Annotated in this window: 22 protein-coding genes; 11 read left to right on the top strand and 11 right to left on the bottom strand. The window is 65.6% G+C overall.

Features of this window, described 5'->3' with window-relative positions; genetic code table 11:
• Window positions 1-16: 16 nt before the first annotated feature.
• A complete protein-coding gene (locus IPV08_RS03210) occupies window positions 17-964 on the bottom strand; it encodes a glycine--tRNA ligase subunit alpha (RefSeq protein WP_207410724.1) in 948 nt (315 codons plus the stop codon).
• A gap of 215 nt (window positions 965-1179) precedes the next feature.
• Between IPV08_RS03210 and IPV08_RS03205 the strand changes: the two genes are divergently transcribed.
• Window positions 1180-1434: a hypothetical protein gene (locus IPV08_RS03205; protein WP_207410723.1), complete on the top strand. Its 255-nt coding sequence runs from the start codon at window positions 1180-1182 to the stop codon at window positions 1432-1434.
• A gap of 4 nt (window positions 1435-1438) precedes the next feature.
• Here the strand turns inward: IPV08_RS03205 and IPV08_RS03200 are convergent, their stop codons facing one another.
• A complete protein-coding gene (locus IPV08_RS03200) occupies window positions 1439-2305 on the bottom strand; it encodes a S49 family peptidase (RefSeq protein WP_207410722.1) in 867 nt (288 codons plus the stop codon).
• A gap of 200 nt (window positions 2306-2505) precedes the next feature.
• Here IPV08_RS03200 and IPV08_RS03195 point away from each other — a divergent pair, with 200 nt between their 5' ends.
• Window positions 2506-2889 (top strand): hypothetical protein, encoded by a 384-nt coding sequence (locus IPV08_RS03195; protein ID WP_207410721.1) that lies wholly within the window; start codon window positions 2506-2508, stop codon window positions 2887-2889.
• A gap of 39 nt (window positions 2890-2928) precedes the next feature.
• Here IPV08_RS03195 and IPV08_RS03190 read toward each other — a convergent pair whose 3' ends face one another.
• Together IPV08_RS03190 and IPV08_RS03185 are read right to left on the bottom strand one after the other, a co-directional pair.
• A complete protein-coding gene (locus IPV08_RS03190) occupies window positions 2929-3723 on the bottom strand; it encodes a methyltransferase (RefSeq protein ID WP_207410720.1) in 795 nt (264 codons plus the stop codon).
• A complete protein-coding gene (locus IPV08_RS03185; protein WP_207410779.1) occupies window positions 3716-3940 on the bottom strand; it encodes a DUF2007 domain-containing protein in 225 nt (74 codons plus the stop codon). The genes IPV08_RS03190 and IPV08_RS03185 overlap by 8 nt, the downstream gene beginning before the upstream one ends.
• A 206-nt stretch (window positions 3941-4146) precedes the next feature.
• Here IPV08_RS03185 and IPV08_RS03180 point away from each other — a divergent pair, with 206 nt between their 5' ends.
• The gene (locus IPV08_RS03180) at window positions 4147-5169 is read left to right on the top strand and encodes a polyprenyl synthetase family protein (RefSeq protein ID WP_056430030.1); all 1023 of its coding nucleotides are present in this window, start codon (window positions 4147-4149) and stop codon (window positions 5167-5169) included.
• Between the two features lie 56 nt (window positions 5170-5225).
• On the opposite strand, the gene IPV08_RS03175 is transcribed toward IPV08_RS03180, so the two are convergent.
• From IPV08_RS03175 to IPV08_RS03165, 3 genes are all read right to left on the bottom strand, one after another.
• Entirely contained in the window at window positions 5226-6101 is an 876-nt protein-coding gene (locus tag IPV08_RS03175) for a 4-(cytidine 5'-diphospho)-2-C-methyl-D-erythritol kinase (RefSeq protein ID WP_207410719.1), read from the bottom strand.
• Between the two features lie 90 nt (window positions 6102-6191).
• Entirely contained in the window at window positions 6192-8048 is a 1857-nt protein-coding gene (locus IPV08_RS03170; RefSeq protein ID WP_056430037.1) for a tetratricopeptide repeat protein, read from the bottom strand.
• Between the two features lie 126 nt (window positions 8049-8174).
• On the bottom strand, window positions 8175-9827 hold the full coding sequence (locus tag IPV08_RS03165) for an electron transfer flavoprotein-ubiquinone oxidoreductase (protein WP_207410718.1): 1653 nt from the start codon (window positions 9825-9827) through the stop codon (window positions 8175-8177).
• A 220-nt stretch (window positions 9828-10047) separates the two neighbouring features.
• Here IPV08_RS03165 and IPV08_RS03160 point away from each other — a divergent pair, with 220 nt between their 5' ends.
• From IPV08_RS03160 to moaB, 3 genes are all read left to right on the top strand, one after another.
• Window positions 10048-10962, top strand: a complete 915-nt coding sequence (locus IPV08_RS03160) for a uracil-DNA glycosylase (RefSeq protein ID WP_207410717.1) — start codon at window positions 10048-10050, stop codon at window positions 10960-10962.
• A 130-nt stretch (window positions 10963-11092) separates the two neighbouring features.
• The gene (locus IPV08_RS03155) at window positions 11093-12001 is read left to right on the top strand and encodes a neutral zinc metallopeptidase (protein ID WP_056430046.1); all 909 of its coding nucleotides are present in this window, start codon (window positions 11093-11095) and stop codon (window positions 11999-12001) included.
• Window positions 12002-12141: 140 nt separating this feature from the next.
• Window positions 12142-12699 carry a molybdenum cofactor biosynthesis protein B gene (moaB, locus tag IPV08_RS03150; RefSeq protein ID WP_207410716.1) on the top strand — a complete coding sequence of 186 codons (558 nt, stop codon included), beginning with the start codon at window positions 12142-12144 and terminating at the stop codon, window positions 12697-12699.
• On the opposite strand, the gene IPV08_RS03145 is transcribed toward moaB, so the two are convergent.
• A complete protein-coding gene (locus IPV08_RS03145) occupies window positions 12700-13221 on the bottom strand; it encodes a hypothetical protein (RefSeq protein ID WP_207410715.1) in 522 nt (173 codons plus the stop codon).
• 216 nt (window positions 13222-13437) lie between these two features.
• On the opposite strand from IPV08_RS03145, the gene IPV08_RS03140 reads away from it, so the two are divergent.
• Both IPV08_RS03140 and IPV08_RS03135 read left to right on the top strand, forming a co-directional pair.
• Window positions 13438-13773, top strand: a complete 336-nt coding sequence (locus IPV08_RS03140; RefSeq protein ID WP_207410713.1) for a VOC family protein — start codon at window positions 13438-13440, stop codon at window positions 13771-13773.
• Entirely contained in the window at window positions 13758-14903 is a 1146-nt protein-coding gene (locus IPV08_RS03135; protein ID WP_348646063.1) for a PA0069 family radical SAM protein, read from the top strand. Before IPV08_RS03140 ends, IPV08_RS03135 begins: the two co-directional genes overlap by 16 nt.
• Here the strand turns inward: IPV08_RS03135 and IPV08_RS03130 are convergent.
• The 3 genes from IPV08_RS03130 to IPV08_RS03120 form a co-directional block, all read right to left on the bottom strand.
• Entirely contained in the window at window positions 14890-15516 is a 627-nt protein-coding gene (locus IPV08_RS03130) for a ribonuclease HII (protein WP_207410711.1), read from the bottom strand. The two genes, IPV08_RS03135 and IPV08_RS03130, sit on opposite strands and share 14 nt — an antisense overlap.
• A 115-nt stretch (window positions 15517-15631) precedes the next feature.
• On the bottom strand, window positions 15632-16702 hold the full coding sequence (locus IPV08_RS03125; RefSeq protein WP_207410709.1) for a glycosyltransferase: 1071 nt from the start codon (window positions 16700-16702) through the stop codon (window positions 15632-15634).
• Complete coding sequence (locus tag IPV08_RS03120; RefSeq protein WP_207410707.1) at window positions 16699-17526, bottom strand: metallophosphoesterase; 828 nt, start codon at window positions 17524-17526, stop codon at window positions 16699-16701. Before IPV08_RS03120 ends, IPV08_RS03125 begins: the two co-directional genes overlap by 4 nt.
• 622 nt (window positions 17527-18148) lie before the next feature.
• Here IPV08_RS03120 and IPV08_RS03115 point away from each other — a divergent pair.
• The 3 genes from IPV08_RS03115 to IPV08_RS03105 all read left to right on the top strand — a co-directional run bounded on the left by IPV08_RS03115 (window position 18149) and on the right by IPV08_RS03105 (window position 21504).
• A complete protein-coding gene (locus IPV08_RS03115; RefSeq protein WP_207410705.1) occupies window positions 18149-19357 on the top strand; it encodes an aminotransferase class V-fold PLP-dependent enzyme in 1209 nt (402 codons plus the stop codon).
• A 108-nt stretch (window positions 19358-19465) separates the two neighbouring features.
• The gene (locus IPV08_RS03110; protein ID WP_056430070.1) at window positions 19466-20410 is read left to right on the top strand and encodes a D-2-hydroxyacid dehydrogenase; all 945 of its coding nucleotides are present in this window, start codon (window positions 19466-19468) and stop codon (window positions 20408-20410) included.
• Window positions 20411-20640: 230 nt separating this feature from the next.
• Complete coding sequence (locus tag IPV08_RS03105) at window positions 20641-21504, top strand: NADP-dependent methylenetetrahydromethanopterin/methylenetetrahydrofolate dehydrogenase (protein WP_056158646.1); 864 nt, start codon at window positions 20641-20643, stop codon at window positions 21502-21504.
• Window position 21505 lies beyond the last annotated feature (1 nt).

Raw genomic sequence — 21505 nt, 5'->3', positions numbered from 1 at the left:
GCAGCAGTGCCGCGACTCAACCCGCTCCGCCGCCCGCCGTCTTCAGCCAGGCGGCCCCGCAGGCCTTGGCCAGTTCGCGCACGCGCAGGATATAGCTCTGGCGCTCGGTCACCGAGATGACGCCGCGAGCGTCGAGCAGATTGAAGACGTGGCTCGCCTTGATGCACTGGTCGTAGGCAGGCTGGACCATCCGGTGGGTTCCCGAATCTTCCGCCGGCGCGCCCGCATCCAGATAGGTGCGGCAGGCCTTCTCCGCGTCGGTGAACTGGCGGAACAACATCGCGGTATCCGCCGCCTCGAAATTGTGGCGCGAGTATTCCTGCTCGGCCTGGAGGAAGACATCACCGTAGGTGACCTTCTCGTCGCCCGCACCGCCATTGAAATTGAGGTCGTAGACGTTCTCGACGCCCTGCACATACATGGCCAGCCGCTCGAGCCCGTAGGTCAGTTCGCCCGCCACCGGAGCGCATTCCACACCGGCGACCTGCTGGAAATAGGTGAACTGGCTCACCTCCATGCCGTCGCACCAGCACTCCCAGCCGAGGCCCCAGGCGCCCAATGTCGGGCTCTCCCAATCGTCCTCGACGAAGCGGATGTCGTGCAGCTTCAGGTCGACACCAATGGCGTCGAGGGAGGCGAGGTAGAGCTCCTGCAGGTTCGGCGGGTTGGGCTTCAGGATGACCTGGAACTGGTAATAATGCTGCAGCCGGTTGGGGTTCTCGCCGTAGCGCCCGTCCTTCGGCCGGCGGGAAGGCTGGACATAGGCCGCCTTCCAGGGTTTCGGCCCGAGGGCGCGCAGAATCGTCGCCGGATGAAACGTGCCGGCGCCCACCTCCATGTCGTAAGGCTGGAGGATCACGCAGCCCTGCGCCGCCCAGAAATTCTGCAGGGTGAGAATCAAGCCTTGGAAGGAGGTCTTGGGGGCGAGATCGACAGCGCTCGGCAGGGCTTGTGCGCTCGACATGGCTAGCTTCCGGTAAGCGGGAAAGCGGCCAGCGTTTAAGAGGCGTACCCGCGCTGTCAAGCCGAAGCCCCGCACCCACGCGGGTGCGCGGCGGCACACATTTCCGCCACGATTGTCATTACGTCCGGAACTGTCTCGCTTGATCTAAGTTCTTAGCACAAATCAAGGGATCAGCCCGGTCGCAACCGACCGGCGAACATTGCGGAAACCGGACCATGCGCAAGTCGTTCACTGTCTTCGCGGCTCTCATTGCAGCTTCCCTGACCGCAACGCCCTTCGTCATGGGGGCATCGAATGCGCTGGCCACCACGGACAAGACCGATCTCGTCGCCATGCCCGCTCTGGTGACGCCGATCGAAGTCGCTAGCGTGCCTGCTCCTGCTTTGCCCGAGACCTGCACCCGCAAAGTGCGCGTGGTGTATTCCGGCTACGGCGCGCCGTCCTCGGCCTGTACCATCGCGACTCGCTGAGACCTCACAACCCGTAGCGAGCCCAGGCCGCCCGCTCTTCGACCGCCGCGAGGGCGTCGGCGGCAAGGCCGTCGACGATTGTGGAGCCCGGAACGGCCCGGCGCAGGAGCCTACTCACGAACGAACCCTGCTTCTCGGCCACGACTTTCAGCACGACGTCGTCCCCGAACCGCGCCCGCAACGTCGAGCGGGCATCACCCAGGCCATCGATGAGGCCCAACGGCAGCGCCTGCCGCCCGGTCCACACCGCGCCGGTGAAGAGGTTGTCGCTGCTAGCTCGAACCGCGGGACGCCTCTCGGACACGAGCGTGGTGAACAGATCCTGCACATCCGCCTGGATCACCTTCAAGCGGACGATGTCCTCCGGGTTCTCCGGGCGAAACGGGTCCAGCATCGCCTTTGCTTCGCCCTGAGTATGGACCCTACGCTCGATACCGATCCGCTCGATGAGCTTGTCGAAGCCGAACCCCGCCGAGACCACCCCGATCGAACCGATCAACGATGTCGGATCGGCAATGATCTCGTCCGCCGCGCAGGCGATCATGTAGCCGCCGGAGGCCGCAACATCCTCCACGAAGGCGTAGACGGGCACACTCTTCTCGATCGACAGCGCGCGGATGCGGCGGTGGATGAGATGGGACTGGGCCGGTGATCCTCCGGGCGAGTTGATGACCAGCGCCACCGCCGAGATGCCGGTCATTCCAAAGCCGCTCTCGAGGCTCGAGGCCACGGTGGCCATGGAAAGGCCGGACCGCAACGGCGAGACGGCACCGATGACGCCGCTGAGACGGATAACCGCCACGGTCGGTTTGCGGCCACGCCACGCCTTGGGGAGGATCGGGTGGAGGAAGCGTGGCAGGGGAAGGGACATCAGTCTCGTCTCGCTGGAAAGTTCTGGGCCGCCTGGATCGGGGAACGAGCGACATCTCCCCACCCGGCAACAGTCACGAAATGGAGATGACCGAACCGATTTACAGGCTTCGCCGTTTTTCTCTGCCTGGGTTGCAGCACGGTGCCGCAGCGCGGAGGCCACCGGGCGACGCCCGGACAAGAGGAGGGAGACAGAGCATCATGCGTATCGCAACGTGGATGGTCGTTCTGATGGGGGTATTGGGCGGGACCTATGGTTCCTTGAACCAGGCGCGCGCCGCTCCACTGCCCGTCACCGCCATCGAGGGAGCTGCCGCAACGCCGCTTGTGGCGCAGGCCCATTGGCACCGTCACCGCTGGCACCGCCGCCATCACTGGCATCGTCGTCACGTCTGGCACCGGCCGCATTACGGCTACAGGCGGCATTATTGGCGGCCACATTTCTACCGCCCGGTCTACGGCTACCACCGTCCCGCCTATGGATGGCGCCGGCCCTACTGGCATCGCCGTCATCATTGGCATCGTCACCACTGGCACCGCCGGCATTGGCACCACCGCCACCACCATTGGCGCCGGTTCTACTGACGCTTCAGCGAACGTGCCGTATCGTCTGGCGGCGGGGGCCTATGCCCTCGCCGTCGCCTTGTTCCAAGCCGGCCAGGGCTGCCCGCGATGGATAGCGTCGGCCTCCGGCGTCATCACGCCGTCCTCGCCATGCAGGACGAGCGGCGGCGCCAGGGAAAAAGGCGCGCGGCTTCCCTTGATGCCCGTGATCAGAACACGAATCGCGGGCCGCCCGGCTCGCGCATGGACCGGTCGAACCATGATCCCTCCGAAGCGCCTCCTCATGGCGGCGAGGCAGTCGGGGAGGGCATCGGCGCGATGGATCAGGCCAAGCGTCCCTCCGGGCTTCAGCACATCGAGGCAGGCCTTCAGCCAGGGTTCGAGCCCGCCCTCCGCGAAGGTATGGGCCGAGGCTTTCCCCGCGACGGGCGATGGCCTGTGACGCTCCACCTCGAAGAAGGGAGGGTTGGTGAGCACGATGTCGGCCATCTCGGGTCCGAGCCCGGCCGCCCGGCGGGCTTCGACCGAGAAGACGTCCGCGGCGATGACGACCGCCCGACCCTGAAGTCCGTTCTCCTCGATATTCCTGCGGGCGAGACGAGCGAGGTCCGCGTCTCTCTCCACCAGGACGATCTTGGCGCTCGGTTCCTCTAGCGCCGCCGCGAGACCCACCGCTCCACTTGCCGCACCGACATCGACGATCGTGGAATCCGACTTCGGTCGCACCAACCGGCTCAGTAATGCCGCATCCGTCCCCGCGCGGTGGGCGCCTCGCGGCGGCTGATACAGGCGAAGACGTCCGCCGAGCCAGAGATCCGGCCCAGTCTCCGCCTGCTCGTCACCCGGTTCACGCATCGCGCAGTTCGTGCGCGAGGCCGGCATCCTCGAGAAGACGGCGCGCTTCGGTCGCATGGTCGTCGGGCACGAGAAGCCTTCGTGCGAAAGCACCGATCGAACCTTCCAGCAGGCTCATGTGGATGTCGGCGACGAGAACCGGAATCTCCGCCCCCTGAAGGAGCGACTCGGCAAAGCCCATCAGGACGATGTCGTTGCTCCGGATGAGTTCTCTCATGCGTCCACCCGCCCCATCGGCGGCTCGCTGCCGCCACCCTTTGTATACAGCGAGAAACGCGGGATGTTGCAGCGCCTCGGCGCGCATGCGAAGGGGTGCCCGCGTGGATGTTGGTCACGGGAGATAGCCCGGCCGAGCGGATCGGCCCGAGCGGCGGGTGCGCCGCCGGGATCTGCCTGGTGTGAAAAGCTCGGGAGGCATCGAGTTTGGGTGTCGTCGTTTCCTTCGATGAGGGCCGCTCCGATCCGGAGTCGAGCCTGAACGATCTTGTGGCCCTGGTCGCCAAGGGGATGGAGCGCGTGAACGCGACCATCCTGTCGCGAACCGGATCCGATGTCGCGATGATTCCGGAGGTGGCCAACCATCTCATCGCGTCCGGGGGCAAGCGCCTTCGCCCTATCCTCACTCTCGCCACCGCCGATCTCTGCGGCTACGGGGCCGGGGAGGGGGCGGTGAAGCTCGCCGCCAGTGTCGAGTTCATGCACACGGCGACCCTGCTCCACGACGACGTGGTGGACGAAAGCGACATGCGGCGCGGCCGCGTCGCGGCGCGGATCAAGTGGGGCAACGAGGCGAGCGTGCTCGTCGGTGATTTCCTGCTCGGCCAGGCCTTCCGCATGATGGTGGAAGTCGGCTCTCTACGTGCTCTCGACATCCTCTCGGCCGCCGCGACCGTCATCGCCGAGGGCGAGGTGATGCAGCTCACCGCCGCCAAAAACACCGAGACCTCGGAGGACGAGTATCTCGCCGTCATCCGCGCGAAGACGGCGGAATTGTTCGCCGCCGCCTGCGAGGTCGGCCCGGTGATCGCCGACCGCCCAAGGGCGGAGCAGGCGGCGTGCCGCTCCTACGGCATGAATCTCGGGATCGCCTTCCAGTTGATCGACGACGTGCTCGATTACGGCGGCACCAGTGCTTCGATGGGCAAGAATGTCGGCGACGATTTCCGCGAGGGGAAGATCACCCTGCCGATCGTCCTTGCTTTCCGACGGGGCAGCGAGGAGGAGCGCACCTTCTGGCGTCGCACACTCCAGGACGGTCAGGTCGAAGAGTCCGATCTCGACACAGCGCTTGCCATCCTGCGGAAACACCGGGCTCTCGAAGACACGATCGACCGCGCTCGGCATTACGGCGCCATCGCCCGTGACGCCCTGGCGCTGTTCCCCAACGGGCCGATGAAATCGGCCCTGCTTCAGGTGGTGGATTTCTGCATCGCCCGGGCTCACTGAGCCGAGAGCGGCCCGCCGATCCCGGCTCGTCTCGCGAGCCGGGAAGGGATGGGCCATCAGCGCAGCAAGGCGGCCCGGACCCACCAGGAAGGCTGTGCTGACCGGATAGCGACCGCGGCACGAACCGCATCGGAGCGGGTCGAGAACAGGCCGAACACCGTCGCGCCCGAGCCGGACATGCGGGCGAGCCGGCATCCCGCATGATCGCGCAGGCTCGTAAGCGTGTCGGCGATGACGGGGGCGACCGTGAGCGCCGGCGCTTCCAGATCGTTGCGAGCCGGCGTCACCGCCGCCAGGATCTCGCCGAAGCCAAGACCTCGCTCGAGGAGCGGGTGGGCCTCGCCAGCGTGGCGTTGCCCAACCGTCAGCCCCAGCGCCTTGAAGACCGGTGCGGTGGCGACCGGCACACCCGGATTGATCAGCACGGCCGGCAACGGCGCGAAATCGAGTGCCGGTCCGACATCCTCTCCGGCACCCCGCATCATCCGGCCGCGCGGATCGAGGCAGACGGGAACGTCCGCCCCAGTGGCGCGGGCGGCCTCGACGATGGCGGGGTGATCGAGGGGAAGGTCGTTGAGTCGTGCCAGCAACCGCAGGGCGGCGGCGGCATCCGACGATCCGCCACCGATCCCGGCCGCCACGGGCAGACGCTTGATGAGGTGGAAGCCGCCGATGCGAAGCCCGGGGATGGCCTTGGCCAGTCCTGTGGCGGCACGGATCACGAGGTTGTCGTCGAGGGGACCGGCCGGTCCGGCGGTGGGCCCGGACACATCCAGGCTGAGGCCAGCCCCGGGCTCCAGGCTCAGCGTATCCCCCGAACCGGTGAAGGCCACGAGGCTTTCGAGCTCGTGGTAGCCATCCCCCTCACGACGGCCGAGGACGTGAAGGGTGAGATTGATCTTCGCCGGAGCGCGGGTGACGAGGATTGGCACGGCTTGCTCTGTCGGAGAGGGGCGGGTCTTTCGACCGCGGGAATGCGCGGCCGGTCTGGCCCCGCGATCCCCCACCCGTCAAGCCGGGTCTCAGCCGCCGGTCTTCTTGTCGGCCGCGCCGGGGGGCTCGCTCGGGGCCGGGGCGCCCTTCGGCAGATCCGGATTCACCTTCTCCGCCTCGGGAGGATTCTCGGCGGTGGCAGCGGGCTTTTCGAGTTCCGGCAGGCCGTCCTTGAGCTTCGCATTGATCTTCACGAGATCGTCCGGCTCCGGGTTCAGGTCCTTGGCGTGCTGCCACTGGAACTTGCCTTCGAGCCTCCGGCCCGAGCGCCAGTACGCATCGCCCAGATGGTCGTTGATCGTGGGGTCGCCGGGCTTGAGCTCGATGGCCTTCTCCAGCTCGCGCACGGCATCGTCGTAGCGCCCGAGGCGGAAATAGGCCCAGCCGAGGCTGTCGATGATCATGCCGTCGCGCGGGCTCGCATCGACGGCCTGCTTCAGCATGGTGAAGGCCTCGTCGATATTCATGTTCTGGTCGACCCAGGAATAGGCGAGGTAGTTGAGCACCTGCGCCCGCGCCGCCGGCTGGTTCGGCGGGACCAGTTCCAGGGCCTTCTTGAGGTCGGCCTCGGCCTTGGGCCATTGCTTGGCCCGCTCGTAGGCGGTGCCGCGGAAGTAGAAGGTCGTCCAGTAATTGGACGCCGGCTGCTTGCCGATGAGCTCGATGGCGCGGCTGTAGGTGGCCGCCGCCTCTTCGTACTTCTTGCGCGAGCGCTGGACGTTGCCGAGGGCGGTCACGACGTCGATGCTGTCGGGATGCTCCTTCATGGCGGCGTCGAGGAGTTGGGTCGCCTCCTCGCCCTTGCCCATCTGCTCCAGATTGAGGCCGATCTGGATATCGGCGTTGAGCTTCAGCGGCGAAGATGCCGGCATCTGCGCATAAGCATCGTTGGCGCGCTCGGTCTGCTTCATCCGGTCGAGCGTGTCGGCGAGGGTCAGGCGGGCGAGGGCGTGTTCGGGGGCGAGATAGAGGGCGAGGCGCAGATAGACCACGGCGGGCAACTCGTCGCCTTGGGTCGATCCGGCCGAGCCGAGCCCGTAGAGTACCTCGCCGGCGCCCTCCTGAGCGGTGTTGACGAGGCGGGTCAGGGGCTTGCCGGCCTTCAGCTTGTCGAGGGCGTCGCGCACGATCGGGTGGCGCGGCAGCAATTGATCGAAGGCGGTATAGGCCTGGATGGCGAGGTCCGTGCGGCCGGCCTGCGCTTCGAACCGGGCATAGGCATCGACGATGCGCAGGGTATTCTGGTCGGCGTCGTAGGCGGCCTTGAGCCGGCGCTCCGCTTCCGCCTGATCGCCGACGAGGTTGGCGATCAACCCGGCATGGAAGTCGCGGAAAGTGTTGTAAGAGCGCTCGCCCTTCAGCTTGTTCACCACTTCGAGGGCGCGCTTGCCATCATTGGCACCGGCATAGGCCCAGGCGGTCAGGAGAGTGCTGGTGAGATCGGCTGCAGCACCCCGTCCGCTGCGGGCGAAGTTCTGACGGGCCTGCGCGAACTGGCCGGCCTTGATCTGCCGAACCCCGAGGCTGAGCTGGGCGAGGCCGTTCGATCCATCGCGGGCGGTGAGGCGCTCGGCCGCGCGGAATGCGTCTGGCAGTGCTCCGTCCGCGAGAAGCGACACGAAGGCGCGCTCGAGCAGTTCGGCATTGCGCGGGTCCGCTTTCACGGCCTCGCGGTAGAAGCTGGCGGCGGCGGAGGTGTCCTTGGACGCGCCGGCGATATAGGCGGACAGGAAGTTGCCCTCCAGCGACTCCGCCGGCTCGTACTCCGTCACCGGAGCCGATTCCCGGGGCTGGGCGGCCAGGGCCGTGACCGACGTCGCCACGGAGGCGGCGAGGCACAGGGCGAGAGCCGAGAGGGTCCGGCGGGTCGCGGCGTTTCCGTTCATGGGCACCAGTCGCGTTTGTAGCGCATCGTCCGTCAGGGACCGATGCCGATCGGGCGGGGACACTGAACTCTTCCCGCCATCCTCGCAAGGCGAAAGGATGGCGGGCAGTTAGGGTCCGGTGCGTCCTCACATGTTGGGATAGTTCGGCCCGCCCGGCCCCTCCGGCGTCACCCAATTGATGTTCTGGTTGGGGTCCTTGATATCGCAGGTCTTGCAGTGGACGCAGTTCTGCGCGTTGATCTGGTAGCGCACGCCATTGCCTTCCTGCACCCATTCGTAGACGCCCGCCGGGCAGTACCGCGCCGAGGGGCCGCCATAGACGTCGTGCTCCGAGGACTTCTGGAGCGCCGCGTCCTTGACGTTGAGATGCGGCGGCTGGTCCTCTTCGTGATTGGTGTTCGAAAGATAGACCGAGGAGAGCCGGTCGAAGGTCAATTTACCGTCGGGCTTCGGATAGACGATCGGTGTCACCTCCGAGATCGGCTTCGTGGCGAGGTGATCGGGCTTGCCGTGTTTGAGCGTGCCGAAGGGCGAGGCGTCGAGGATCGTCTGCGACCACATGTCGAGGCCGCCGAGGCCTACGCCGACGAGCGTGCCGTATTTCGACCAGAGCGGCTTGACGTTGCGCACGCGCTTGAGGTCGCGGCCGATGTCGCTGTCGCGCCAGCCCGTCTCGTAATCGGTGAGTTCGTCGCCTTGCCGGCCGGCAGTGAGAGCGGCCGCGATGGCCTCGGCCGCCTGCATCCCGGAAAGCACGGCGTTGTGCGAACCCTTGATGCGCGGCACGTTGACGAAGCCGGCCGAGCAGCCGACGAGGCAGCCGCCGGGGAAGACAAGCTTCGGCACCGATTGCCAGCCGCCTTCCATGATCGCGCGGGCACCGTATCCGATGCGCTTGGCGCCCTCGAACACGTCGCGGATCATCGGGTGGGTCTTGAAGCGCTGGAACTCGTCGAACGGCGACAGGGTCGGGTTCTCGTAATTCAGATGCGTGACGAAGCCGACAGAGAGCAGGTGATCGTCGAAATGATAGAGCCAGGAGCCGCCGCCGGTCTTGTTCGAAAGCGGCCAGCCCATGGTGTGGCGCACGAGACCCGGCTCGAACGTCTCCGGCTTCAGCTGCCAGAGTTCCTTGACGCCGAGGCCATACTTCTGGTGATCGCTGTTGCGGTTGAGCTGGAAGCGGTCGATCAGCGTCTTGGTGAGCGAGCCGCGTGCGCCCTCGCCGAAGATCGTGTACTTGCCGCGCAGTTCCATGCCGCGGGTGTAGTCGTCCCGCGGTTCGCCGGACCTGCCGATGCCGAGATCCCCGGTGGCCACGCCGATGACGGTCCCAGCATCGTCGTAGAGCACTTCCGAGGCCGGGAAGCCTGGATAGATCTCGACGCCGAGTTCCTCGGCCTTGGCGCCGAGATACTTCGTCATGTTCGAGAGCGAGCCGACGAAATTACCGTGGTTCGACATGAATTTCGGGAAAGCGAAGTTCGGCAAGGCGATGCCGCTATTCTTGGTGAGGAACAGGAACTCGTCACGCTCGACCTCGGTCTTGAGCGGCCGGGCCTCGTCCTGACGCCAATCGGGGAGCAGGCGGTCGAGCCCGAGCGGATCGATCACGGCGCCGGACAGGATATGCGCCCCAACCTCGGACCCCTTCTCGACCACGACGACGGTGAGATCGGCGGCGATCTGCTTGAGGCGGATCGCGGCGGCAAGGCCAGCGGGCCCCGCACCGACGATCACCACGTCGAAATCCATACCCTCGCGCTCGGGCAACGCCATCCTATAAACTCCTCCTGCCGCGCGACCCGAAACCGATCGAGACCAGCCGTCGAATGCGCGATGTTATGATTGCGAACACTCTCAACCCATTCCAAGCTGGGAACGCAAGCCTGCGGATGGTCTCAGCTTTGTTCTGGCCGTCCCGCACCCATGCAGACGATGGTAGATCCCGCCCCGCGAAGTGTTGTCCACAGGCTCCGCAAGAGCCACATCGAGAACCATGAGCCAAGGCCCCGACCACCAGCGCGACGTGATCGCCGAACTGGACTTCCATGTGGAATCCGGCGTCGATCTTTGTCTCGACGAACGCCCGCACGATCGCTTCTCCGAAACCGACGATCCCGCGCCCTGGCGCCCGGCGACGATACAGCGCGGATCGCCATCCCCCGTATTGTCGCAGCGGGCCGAGCTGTCTGGCGAGGGGCCGCAGGCCGATCCGGTGCCGCCTCGCCGCGAGTTGCCGGCGCGAGGGCAGGCGCCGTCGGCCCCGCCGGCTCGGACCTATGGACAATCCGCGGCAGCGAAACCCGGAGAGGCTGCGGGCGACGCTCGGGCGCGGGCTCGCGATGTCGCCTCCCTCGAAGAGCTTGAGGCACTGCTCGCCACCTTCGATGGTTGCCCCCTCAAGTTCACCGCTAAGAACCTCGTCTTCGCCGACGGAAACCCGGCGTCGAAACTCATGTTCATCGGCGAGGCGCCGGGAGCGGACGAGGACCGCGTCGGCAAGCCGTTCATGGGCCGCTCGGGTCAACTGCTCGACCGGATGATGGCGGCGATCGGTCTCGACCGGACGAAAGCTTACGTCACCAACATCGTGCCATGGCGACCACCGGGAAACCGCAACCCGACACCACAGGAGGTGTCGATCTGCAAACCCTTCATCGAACGCCAGATCGAACTCGCCGACCCGGACATCATCGTCTGCCTCGGCAGTCCGGCGACACAGGCGATCACCGGCACGAAAGACGGTATCCTGAAGGCGCGAGGACGGTTCTATCCCTATCGGGTGGGTGACCGGGAGGTGAAGGCTCTGGCGACCCTCCACCCGGCCTATCTCCTACGCCAGCCACTTCAAAAACGTCTCGCGTGGCGGGATTTTCGCCTGCTGAGGGCAACCCTCGACGGCAAAGCGTAGGGCGAAAGCCGGGGTGGAAGCGGAACCGTATCTTTCACCGCGGGATTAGTTCGGGCACACGGGACCGAAGACAGTGATGCGCGTGGCGACCGAGTTCCGGTAGGGCTACGCCACGAAGGGTGACGAGATCATGCGCTGGGAAGATTTCCGCTCTTCGGACAACGTCGAGGACCGCCGTGGCGAGGGCGGTGGAGGCGGCGGAGGCTTTCCGGGTGGCGGTGCCGGCGGGCTCGGCATCGGCACCATCGTCATCCTCTGCATCATCGGCTGGGTCACAGGCATCAATCCCGCGATCCTGATCGGTGGCGCCGAGCAGATGAGCGGCGGCGGACAACCGCGCCAGGAGCGTGTCGATCCGCAGACCCAGGCCCAGCGCAAGACAAAGCCGGCGGACGAGAGCGGACGTTTCGCGGCTGCGATCCTCGGTAATACCGAGGACGTCTGGAAGGAAATTCTCCCGAACCAGACCGGCAAGCAGTACCGCCCAACCGGCATGGTGCTTTACACCGGAGGCACGCGCAGCGGCTGTGGATCAGCGCAGGCCGCGATGGGGCCGTTCTATTGTCCGCTCGATAAGAAGGTCTACCTCGACACGTCGTTCTTCAAGGAAATGGAGCAGAAGTTCGGGGTCAAAGGCGATTTCGCCTATGCTTATGTGATCGCTCACGAAGTCGGCCACCACGTTCAGGACGAACTGGGCATCCTGGGCAAGGTCCAGGGTCGCCAGCAGGCGGCATCCAGCAAGGTCGAGTCTAACCAGTTGTCGGTACGCGTGGAGTTGATGGCCGATTGCCTCGCCGGCGTCTGGGCCAAGAACTCCAACGACAAGTATAACTCTCTGGAGCCCGGTGACATCGAGGAAGCCATGCAGGCAGCCAGTGCCATCGGTGACGATAAGCTTCAGAAGCAGTCGCAGGGCTATGCCGTGCCGGATTCCTTCACGCACGGCTCGTCGGACCAGCGGATGCGGTGGTTCATGACAGGCTACAAGAGCGGCCAGACCAAGTCCTGCGATACGTTCCGCGCGGCGCGGAACTGAGGCGGCAGCTACGACAAGAGCCGGGCACGGTATCGTGTCCGCCCCGGGGAGCAGCCGAGGACGCTCATATGTCGGGATCGACCATCGGGCCCATTCACGGGTAGAACGAAGCGTTATCGCCGAGCCGAGAGCAGCCAGCCATGGTCGCCGCAGACAAGACCCGTAGCTTCATCCCGCTTTCCATCGCGGTGCTGACCGTCTCCGACACACGTGTCGCCGAAGACGACCGCTCGGGCGACACGCTGTGTGAGCGGCTCGTCGCGGCCGGGCACAGTCTCGCCGGCAGAGCTATCGTGCCCGACGAAGTAGCTGCGATCCGGGCACAAGTGGAATCCTGGACGCGGGATCCGTCGGTCGACGTCGTGATCACCACCGGCGGCACCGGTTTTACTGGACGCGACGTGACGCCGGAAGCGCTCGAGCCGCTATTCGAGAAGCGGATGGATGGCTTCTCGGCGGTCTTCCACCGCATCTCCTACGACAAGATCGGGACGTCCACCCTGCAGTCACGGGCCACGGCAGGACTCGCGAACGCGACATTCGTCTTCGTCCTGCCGGGTTCGCCGGGCGCCTGCCGCGACGCTTGGGACGGCATTCTCTCGGCCCAGCTCGACTATCGGCACCGGCCCTGCAACTTCGTCGAGATCATGCCACGCCTGGACGAACACCTTCGACGCGGCGCTTCGATCCCGGTCTGATCACCCTCGGTTGAGTCGCACATTCACCCGTCGCGGATGCAGGCGGGTCGAGAAGACGCCGCTTGCGATCAGGCGGTCGCGGCGCACGAGGTCCCCGGCGCGGGGCGCACGGACACCGATCACGGACTCACCCTGCGCCGCAAGACGCGACGGCAGCCCGGCATGCGGCCGGCGCAATCGCCCGAGGACCATTTCCGGCCGCGCCGTGCCGATGAACCGATCGATCGTGCGGATCCAGCCCTCGGCCGGAACGTCGCCTGCTTCGAGGCAGAGGACCCACTCCCGCCGCGCGGCCTTCGCGCCAGCCGACCAAGGGGGCGTACCACCCGAACGGACCACGAAGGTCGCGCCGGTTGCCTCGGCGACGGCATCAATCGCTGCGTTATGGGTTGGGGCGATAATCACCGCATCGCCGACGAGCCCGGCAGCAACGCCCTCGACGAGAGCCCCCAGGGTGTCGGCGAGCTGGTCGACCGCTAAGGGGTCGGCCGGCCTCGCCACATGGATCAGAGCCGAAATCATGCGCGCGCATAGCGTATTTTCAGCGTGGGAAAAGCCAGGTGGCCACGAAAGCTCCGCAAGAAACCGTTCCGGGGCGTCATAAGCTGGCGATTGCTCGAAATAAGGGCAGCGCCAGCCGTCGTGTTCCTGATATGTTCAGATCGTAAGGACGGGTGGCGAAAGCGAAGGCTAAAGTCGCTGTATGGTTTTGGCGTCAGGGCGAATTGGGGGTCACGGATGCGACAGGATGGTAAGATCGATTATCTCGAATTGCCGGGCGGCGATCTCGACAGGGTGAAAGCGTTCTACGGGACGGCTTTCGGGTGGAGATTCGTCGATTACGGCCCTCGCTACGCCGCCTTCGAACAGGGCCTCGATGGCGGTTTCGATGCCGATGCACCGAGAGCGATGCCGTTGCCCGTGCTCTACGCCGAGGATCTCGAAGCCATGCAGGCCCGCATCGAGGCGGCAGGTGGCACGATCGTAGCGCCGATCTTCACCTTTCCCGGCGGCCGTCGCTTTCATTTCACGGACCCGGCCGGGACGGAACTCGCAGCGTGGTCCGAGCGGTGAAGGATGGTGGCGGCGAATGCGACGACCCATTCGCCGTCCCCGCTCGGCGGCTTGCGGGAAGCACCTTCCCCACAAGCGCACGCAAGGGACGTGGGGCGACGGCCAACCCCAGCGGTCGCTACGAGCCGGCGCAGCGCGAGACGTTCGACGACGGCTGGGCTTCGGATGACGCGGTCCGACGCCTGCCGACGGAAGATCTTCCCGAGCGCGCACGCAGCATCCTGACACGGAATACTTCGCCGGACCTGCCGTTCGATCGCTCGATCAATCCCTATCGCGGCTGCGAGCACGGTTGCGTCTACTGCTTCGCCCGGCCCAACCATGCCTATGTGGGCCTTTCGCCGGGCATCGATTTCGAAACGAAGCTGTTCCACAAGGCGAACGCGGCCGAGTTGCTGGAGCGGGAGCTCTCGGTGCAGGGCTACGTGCCGGAGACGATCGCCCTCGGGACGGCTACGGACCCGTACCAACCCATCGAACGCGACCACGGCATCACCCGCGCTGTGCTCGGCGTGCTGGCGCGTTTCCGCCATCCCGTCGGTATCGTTACCAAATCGAATCTCGTCGCCCGCGATATCGATATTCTGGCGCCGATGGCCGAACTCGGACTCGTCAAAGTGGCGATGTCGGTGACCACTCTCGACCCGGTCCTCGCCCGGCGCATGGAGCCTCGCGCTCCTCATCCGGCTCGGCGCCTCGATGCGATCCGCCAGCTGAGCCGCGCCGGCATCCCGGTCATGGTGATGATGGCACCGGTCATTCCGTCGCTGAACGACCATGAGATCGAGGCGGTGTTGGAGCGGGCGCGGGAATGCGGTGCCGTCGAGGCGCGGCATGTCCTTCTACGGCTGCCTCTCGAACTCGACGACCTCGTGAACGACTGGTTCGCCGAACATTATCCTGGACGCCAGCGCCATGTGATGTCGCTCGTGCGAGAGGCCCGCGGCGGCAAAGCCTATGATGCGACTTTCGGCCGGCGGATGACCGGCGGCGGCGCCTATGCCGACCTCATCGCCCAACGCATGCGGCTCGCAAAGCAGCGTCTCGGCTATGCAGATGCACGCATCACCCTGCGCACGGATCTCTTCGACCGCACGGCCGCGACCGGGGCTCAGCTCAGCCTGTTGTGACTGCCGCGGGTGATGAAGCAAAACGCTTGGTGAAGCTCACCCGGTGATGCGCCGAACGGCCCATTCTCTCCAAGCCGGCAAGGTGGGAAGCGGTCCCGTATCCGACATTTCGATCCCAGGCATAGGCCGGATGACGGGTGGCCAGGGCCCGCATGAGATCATCCCGCAGGGTCTTGGCGACGATGGAGGCCGCGGCGATCTGCGGTACGAGCCGGTCGCCACCGATCACCGCCCGGCACGGAAGAGCAAGGCCGGGAATGCTGTCGCGGCCATCGACGGCCACGGGCGCATCGAGCCCGAGTTTCTCGACGGCTCTCTTCATGGCGTCGAGGGTCGCGGCGCGGACGTTGATCCGGTCCACGAGCTCGCGCGAGCCGGCAGCGACCGCAACCTCGGCATGTTCCCTGATCAAAGGAGTCAGGCGCTCCCGCGTCGCCCGGTCGAGCTTCTTGCTATCATCGAGGCAGGCGAGCACTGAGGCCGGGAACACGGCCGGATCGAACCACACCGCCGCCACGACCACGGGGCCGGATAGAGCGCCCCGCCCAACCTCGTCGCAACCGATGAGAGCGGGGAGGGTGCGGGCGACGGAATCGGTGAACGGTCTGGGCATCGGGCCGTCTGCCTACACCCGTCCCGTCCGACGGTCACGGGATGGACGGGCAGAAACGTGTGGGAGGCCAATCTCTCCTACTAGCGGGATCACGGAGCCATCCCTCGTTGCCGGGTCAAACGGCCGGTGCGGCCCGGAACGATCGGCGCCGGGGGACGGGAAGGCCGGTGCCGTGCGCCAACGAGATGTTGGTGAAGAACTGGCGCGCGCTCTCGCTCCACGTATAGCGCAGGGCTTCCGCGCGGCAGCGCTCGCGCGGGATCGACAGGGCGGCGAGCGCGGCCTCGCGCAGGTCGGGCCCGAGAATTCCGGCGCCGGTGCCACCGATGACGTCGAGCGGTCCGGTCACCGGGTAGGCCGCCACCGGTACGCCACAGGCCAGGGCTTCGAGCAGCACGATGCCGAACGTGTCGGTCAGGCTCGGGAACACGAAGACGTCCGCCGCCGCATAGATCCGGGCAAGCGCCGCGCCGGTCAGGGTGCCGAGGAAACACGCCTGCGGATACAGGCCGGCGAGACGCGCCCGGTCCGGTCCGTCTCCCACCACAACCTTCGTGCCCGGCAGGTCGAGATCGAGGAAGGCCGCGACGTTCTTCTCCACCGCCAGCCGGCCGACGAAAAGAAAGAACGGTCCGGGCAACCCGACCAGGGCATCCGGCAGGACGTCATCCGGCCCAGCGGGGCGAAAGAGGTCGGTATCGACTCCCCGCGTCCAGCGCATCAGGTTACCGAACCCACGGGAGGCGAGATCACGCTCGAGGGATGGGGTCGATACCATCGTACCGCTCGCCGCGCCGTGGAAACGCCGCAGCCAGGCGTAGCTCCAACTCTCCGGAACGGGCGCGCGGGCGGCGAGATATTCGGGAAAGCGCGTGTGGTAGCTCGTGGTGAACGGGCGGCCATGCGAGAGGCAATAGCGGCGGGTCGCGTAGCCGACGGTCCCCTCGGTCGCCACATGCACATGGGTCGGCGCAAGATCGGCCCAGAGGCGTGCGACCTTACCTTTCGTGGCATAGGAAAGCCGTATCTCGGGATATCCCGGAAGCGGCACCGAAGCGAAATCCTGATGGGTCAGGAACACCGTCTCGAACCCGAGCTCGCGGCCGGCGCTGGCCATGTTCTCGAGCGAACGGACCACCCCGTTGACCTGCGGGTGCCAAGCATCGGTGGCGATCAGCAGCCTCACGCGACCGCCCTTGCCGGTTTCGAGAGGACCGCGCCTCGTTCCGCCTCTTCGGCGGCAGCGCGTGCCCGCAGTACGCTCGGGTAATGCAGCACCTCCATGGTGCCATCGTAATGCTCGACGATGGCGGTGCAGGATTCCACCCAATCCCCGGTGTTCAGATAGGTCAGCCCGGCGATCTGGCGGTGAGCGGCATGGTGGATATGTCCGCAGATGACGCCGTCGGCGCCCACGCGCTTCGCCTCCGCGCTCAAAAGCTCCTCGAACTTTCCGATGAAATTGACGGCGTTCTTCACCTTCAACTTCGCCCAGGCCGAGAGTGACCAGTAGGCGAGTCCGAGGCGGCGCCGGATCGTATTCAAATGCGTGTTGATGAAGAGCGCGAACGTGTAAGCCCCGTCACCCAGGAAGGCGATCCATTTGGCATGCCGAACGACCATGTCGAACTGGTCGCCGTGGATGACGAGGTAGCGCTTGCCGTCTGCCGCGACGTGGATCCGGTCGTCCACCACCTCGATCCCACCGAACGTCATGCCGAGATAATCTCTCAGGAATTCGTCGTGGTTGCCGGGGATGTAGATCAACGTCGAGCCCTTGCGCACTTTGCGCAACAGCTTCTGCACCACGTCGTTGTGGCTCTGCGGCCAGAACCAGCCCGATTTGAGCTGCCAGCCGTCGACGATATCGCCGACGAGGTAGATCTCATCGGCGTCGTAATCCCGCAGAAATTCCAGCAGTAACCCTGCCTGACAGCCCTTCGTGCCCAGATGCATATCGGACAGGAAGAGCGTCCTCACGCGGATCGTCTTCTCTGTATCTTCGCCCACGACCCACTCCGAATGGCTTCGGTGCGTTGAGCCAAACCGGATTCCCGTATCAGTTTGATGACGCGACCTCTGCTCGCTTCGCAGCGGACCCCTTTCAAGCAAGGCGCAGAGATGCTGCGTTGCGCCACAAATTTTTTGAGTGGCGACGAAGTTTTTTGCATTTTCCTTCGACCGCGAACCTCGGCATAGTCAGGTCCAAGGTGACCCACCGGATCGCGCTGGAAAGCGTGTGTCCGGAGCCCGCACGAGGCAAAATCAAGGTCGCCGACGAGGTGAGAAACGACGTCCACGGCCATGGGAGTGTGCGAATACCGCGCGCCCCGGCCAACGGAGAGAGGCTTGATTCAGTCGAAGGCGGTTGCGTCGAGCATTCCGGATCTCGCGGGCATCGTAGATGCCTCGGGGCTGGCCTCACGCCACCCGTCGATTGACGCGGACCATGCCATCGCATCCGGCCGGAAAAACGTGAGCCGGGCGTTCGGCAACGTTGTCGTATCCTCATCCAAAGCTTAGGAACCGCACTGGCGTCGACCCAAGCCGGATCGCGACCTTAGACCACCGTATTCGAACCCAGCGTCGTGCGCTGCGTGCACGCGAACCAAAGAAGAACCGGAGACACAACATGGCGGCAACGAGACGACCGGGTCGGAATCATCTGTTCGTTCCGGGCCCGACGAACATTCCTGACCGCGTTCAGCGGGCGATGATCGTCCCCTCGGAAGATCACCGTTCGGTCGACTTCCCGACGCTGACCAAGCCCCTGTTCGAAGAGACCAAGGCGGTCTTCGGCTCCACCGAAGGTACCATCTTCCTGTTCCCCGCGTCCGGCACCGGCATCTGGGAATCCGCGCTGACGAACACGCTGCACCGTGGCGACAAGGTTCTGACCTCGCGCTTCGGCCAGTTCAGCCACCTCTGGATCGACATGGCCCAGCGCCTCGGCCTGAACGTGATCGTTCAGGAAGAAGAGTGGGGCACGGGTGCGAACCCGCAGCGGATCGAGGAGGCGCTGCGCGCCGACACGAACCACGAGATCAAGGCCGTCATGACGGTCCATAACGAGACCGCCACCGGCGTCACCAGCGACATCGGTGCCGTGCGCAAGGCGATCGACGCGGCCGGCCACCCTGCGCTTCTCTTCGTCGATGGCGTATCCTCGATCGGCTCGCTGCCGTTCTACGCCGACGAGTGGAAGGTCGATTGCGCCATTGCGGGCTCGCAGAAGGGCCTGATGCTCCCCGCCGGTCTCGGCGTGATCTGCGTCAGCCAGAAGGCTTTGAAGGCTGCCGAATCGTCGTCGGGTCCGAACGATCGCCTCGCGCATGTCTATTTCGACTGGGCCGACCACCAGAAGCAGAACGGCGCCGGCTACTTCCCTTACACCCCCGCCCTGCCGCTTCTCTACGGCCTGCGCGAGGCACTCGCCTGCCTGCGGGAAGAAGGTCTCGAGAACGTCTACCATCGCCATGCCGTGCTCGGCGAGGCGACCCGCCAGGCCGTGGCGGCCTGGGGTCTCAAGACCTGCGCCAAGGAAGCCAAGTGGAACTCGGACACGGTCACCGCGATCCTCGTCCCCGAGGGCGTCGATGCCGCCGCGATCATCAAGCACGCCTTCGTGCGCTACAACCTCGCCCTCGGCGCTGGTCTGAGCCAGGTGGCCGGCAAGGTGTTTCGTATCGGCCACGTGGGTGACCTGAACGAGCTCTCGCTCCTCGGCGCCATCGCGGGCGCGGAAATGGCCATGCTCGACAACGGCGTGAAGGTGCAGCCGGGCTCCGGCGTCGCCGCCGCCTCCAGCTACCTGCGCGAAAACCCGCTCGCGAAGTCCTGATCACCGTGATTTCCCGGGGCCGGCCTCTCGCCGGCCTCGGGGCATCGTCTATAGAAGTGTGTATCGCGTAACGTCGCGCTTGGCGCGGAACGTCGCTTGAGGGTTCCAATGGCGCACAAAATCGTCTTCCTCGACCGTGAATCCCTCGATGCCAAGGTGCGCGAATTCAATTTCCCGCATGAATATACCGAATACGAGTCGACCTGGACGCCGGAAGAGATCGTCGAGCGCCTGAAGGGTGCCGAGATCGCACTGATCAACAAGGTGCCCATGCGCGCCGACACGTTGAAGCAGCTGCCCGATCTCAAGCTCATCGCTGTCGCCGCCACTGGTACCGACGTCGTCGACAAGAAGGCCGCCAAGGAACTCGGCATCACTGTCGTCAACATCCGTAATTACGCTTTCAACACCGTCCCCGAGCACGTGATCGGCCTGATGTTCGCCCTGCGGCGCGCCATCGTGCCCTATGCGAATTCGGTGCGCCGGGGTGATTGGGCGAAGTCCACCCAGTTCTGCTACTTCGATTATCCGATCCACGACATCGCCGGCTCGACGCTGGGCATCGTCGGCTACGGGGCTCTGGGCAAGTCGATCGCCAAGCGCGCGGAAGCGCTCGGCATGAAGGTCATTGCCTACGATGTGTTCCCGCAGGAAGGCCTCGTGGATTTCGAGACGATCCTGACCGAATCCGACGTCATCACCCTGCATGCGCCGCTGACGCCGGAGACCCGGAACATGATCGGCGCCGAGCAGCTGGCGAAGATGAAGAAGCACGCCATCCTGATCAACACGGCGCGTGGCGGTCTTGTGGATGAGGAGGCTCTCGCCGAGGCGCTCAAAGCCGGAACGATCGGTGGCGCCGGATTCGACGTGGTGATGACCGAGCCGCCCAAGAACGGCAACATCCTGTGCGAGCTCGACCTGCCGAACCTCATCGTCACGCCGCACGTGGCCTGGGCGAGCAAGGAAGCGATGCAGATCCTGGCGGACCAGCTCGTGGATAATGTCGAGGCCTATGTTGCGGGCAAACCGCAGAACGTGGTCGAAGGCTGAACGCGACGACGAGTCGGCTCCCCGGAGCCGTAATCATTCGGGGGTCGCAAGGCGATACCCCGGACACCATGAATGCGGACGCCGATCGAGTCCGCACCGAGGGCGAGCCGGAATTACGGTCTCGCCGGCGGCGCCCCACGACGATGGGGACGGTCCATCGCGCGATCTGACGAGACGCGCCAATGACAACGATACGTCAGCCGCGCAGCGACGCGGGCAGAGGAAACGACATGACCAAGAAGCTGCTGTTCCAATTCGATACCGATACCGTTCCGAGCGTGTTCGACGTGGTCGTCGGCTACGATGGTGGCGCCGATCGCATCACCGGTTACGGCAACGTGACGCCCGACAATGTCGGCGCCTTGGTGGACGGGACCATCTACACCCGCGGCGGTTCCGAGAAGAAGTCCACGGCGATCTTCGTGGGCGGCGGCAGCATGGCGGCTGGCGAGGCCGTGTTCGAGGCGGTGAAGAAGCGCTTCTTCGGCCCCTTCCGCGTTTCGATCATGCTCGACTCGAACGGCTCGAACACCACCGCCGCCGCAGGCGTCGCTCTGGTTCAGAAGGCTGCCGGATCGCTTCAGGGGAAGAAGGCCGTCGTTCTCGCCGGCACCGGTCCGGTGGGCATGCGCTCGGCCGCACTCCTGGCTCAGGAAGGCGCCACCGTGGTTCTCTGCGGTCGCTCTCTCGATAAGGCTCAGGCTGCCGCCGATTCCATCAACAAGCGTTTCAAGGTCGAGATCAGCGCCGCCGCCACGCCGGACGCCGCCTCGCGCGCTGCCATCGTCAAGGGCCAGAACCTGGTCTTCTCCGCCGGCGCCATCGGCCTCGAGCTTCTGGCCGAAGCCGATTGGAAGGACGAGGCCAGCATCGAGTTCATCGCCGATTACAACGCCCAGCCGCCCCTCGGCTTCGGCGGCATCGACGCCATGGACAAGGGCAAGGAACGCCACGGCAAGAAGGTGTTCGGCGCCCTCGGCATCGGCGGATTGAAGCTGAAGCTTCACCGCGCCTGCGTCGGCCAGCTCTTCGACAGCGCCGAGAAGGTCTTCGACGCCGAGGAGATCTACGCCCTCGCCAAGACGATGGCCTGAC

The organism is Methylobacterium sp. SD274, assembly GCF_017355285.1.
Lineage (GTDB): Bacteria > Pseudomonadota > Alphaproteobacteria > Rhizobiales > Beijerinckiaceae > Methylobacterium.
The sequence above is the reverse complement of the archived record's forward strand: the minus strand, read 5'-3'. Positions and strand labels throughout refer to the sequence as shown.

Bases quoted from the DNA above. Each gene is read 5' to 3' on its own strand.
- IPV08_RS03210 (WP_207410724.1), bottom strand. From the start codon at position 964: ATGTCGAGCGCACAAGCCCTGCCGAGCGCTGTCGATCTCGCCCCCAAG.
- IPV08_RS03205 (WP_207410723.1), top strand. From the start codon at position 1,180: ATGCGCAAGTCGTTCACTGTCTTCGCGGCTCTCATTGCAGCTTCCCTG.
- IPV08_RS03200 (WP_207410722.1), bottom strand. From the start codon at position 2,305: ATGTCCCTTCCCCTGCCACGCTTCCTCCACCCGATCCTCCCCAAGGCG.
- IPV08_RS03195 (WP_207410721.1), top strand. From the start codon at position 2,506: ATGCGTATCGCAACGTGGATGGTCGTTCTGATGGGGGTATTGGGCGGG.
- IPV08_RS03190 (WP_207410720.1), bottom strand. From the start codon at position 3,723: ATGCGTGAACCGGGTGACGAGCAGGCGGAGACTGGGCCGGATCTCTGG.
- IPV08_RS03185 (WP_207410779.1), bottom strand. From the start codon at position 3,940: ATGAGAGAACTCATCCGGAGCAACGACATCGTCCTGATGGGCTTTGCC.
- IPV08_RS03170 (WP_056430037.1), bottom strand. From the start codon at position 8,048: ATGAACGGAAACGCCGCGACCCGCCGGACCCTCTCGGCTCTCGCCCTG.
- IPV08_RS03165 (WP_207410718.1), bottom strand. From the start codon at position 9,827: ATGGCGTTGCCCGAGCGCGAGGGTATGGATTTCGACGTGGTGATCGTC.
- IPV08_RS03160 (WP_207410717.1), top strand. From the start codon at position 10,048: ATGAGCCAAGGCCCCGACCACCAGCGCGACGTGATCGCCGAACTGGAC.
- IPV08_RS03155 (WP_056430046.1), top strand. From the start codon at position 11,093: ATGCGCTGGGAAGATTTCCGCTCTTCGGACAACGTCGAGGACCGCCGT.
- moaB (WP_207410716.1), top strand. From the start codon at position 12,142: ATGGTCGCCGCAGACAAGACCCGTAGCTTCATCCCGCTTTCCATCGCG.
- IPV08_RS03145 (WP_207410715.1), bottom strand. From the start codon at position 13,221: ATGATTTCGGCTCTGATCCATGTGGCGAGGCCGGCCGACCCCTTAGCG.
- IPV08_RS03140 (WP_207410713.1), top strand. From the start codon at position 13,438: ATGCGACAGGATGGTAAGATCGATTATCTCGAATTGCCGGGCGGCGAT.
- IPV08_RS03130 (WP_207410711.1), bottom strand. From the start codon at position 15,516: ATGCCCAGACCGTTCACCGATTCCGTCGCCCGCACCCTCCCCGCTCTC.
- IPV08_RS03115 (WP_207410705.1), top strand. From the start codon at position 18,149: ATGGCGGCAACGAGACGACCGGGTCGGAATCATCTGTTCGTTCCGGGC.
- IPV08_RS03110 (WP_056430070.1), top strand. From the start codon at position 19,466: ATGGCGCACAAAATCGTCTTCCTCGACCGTGAATCCCTCGATGCCAAG.
- IPV08_RS03105 (WP_056158646.1), top strand. From the start codon at position 20,641: ATGACCAAGAAGCTGCTGTTCCAATTCGATACCGATACCGTTCCGAGC.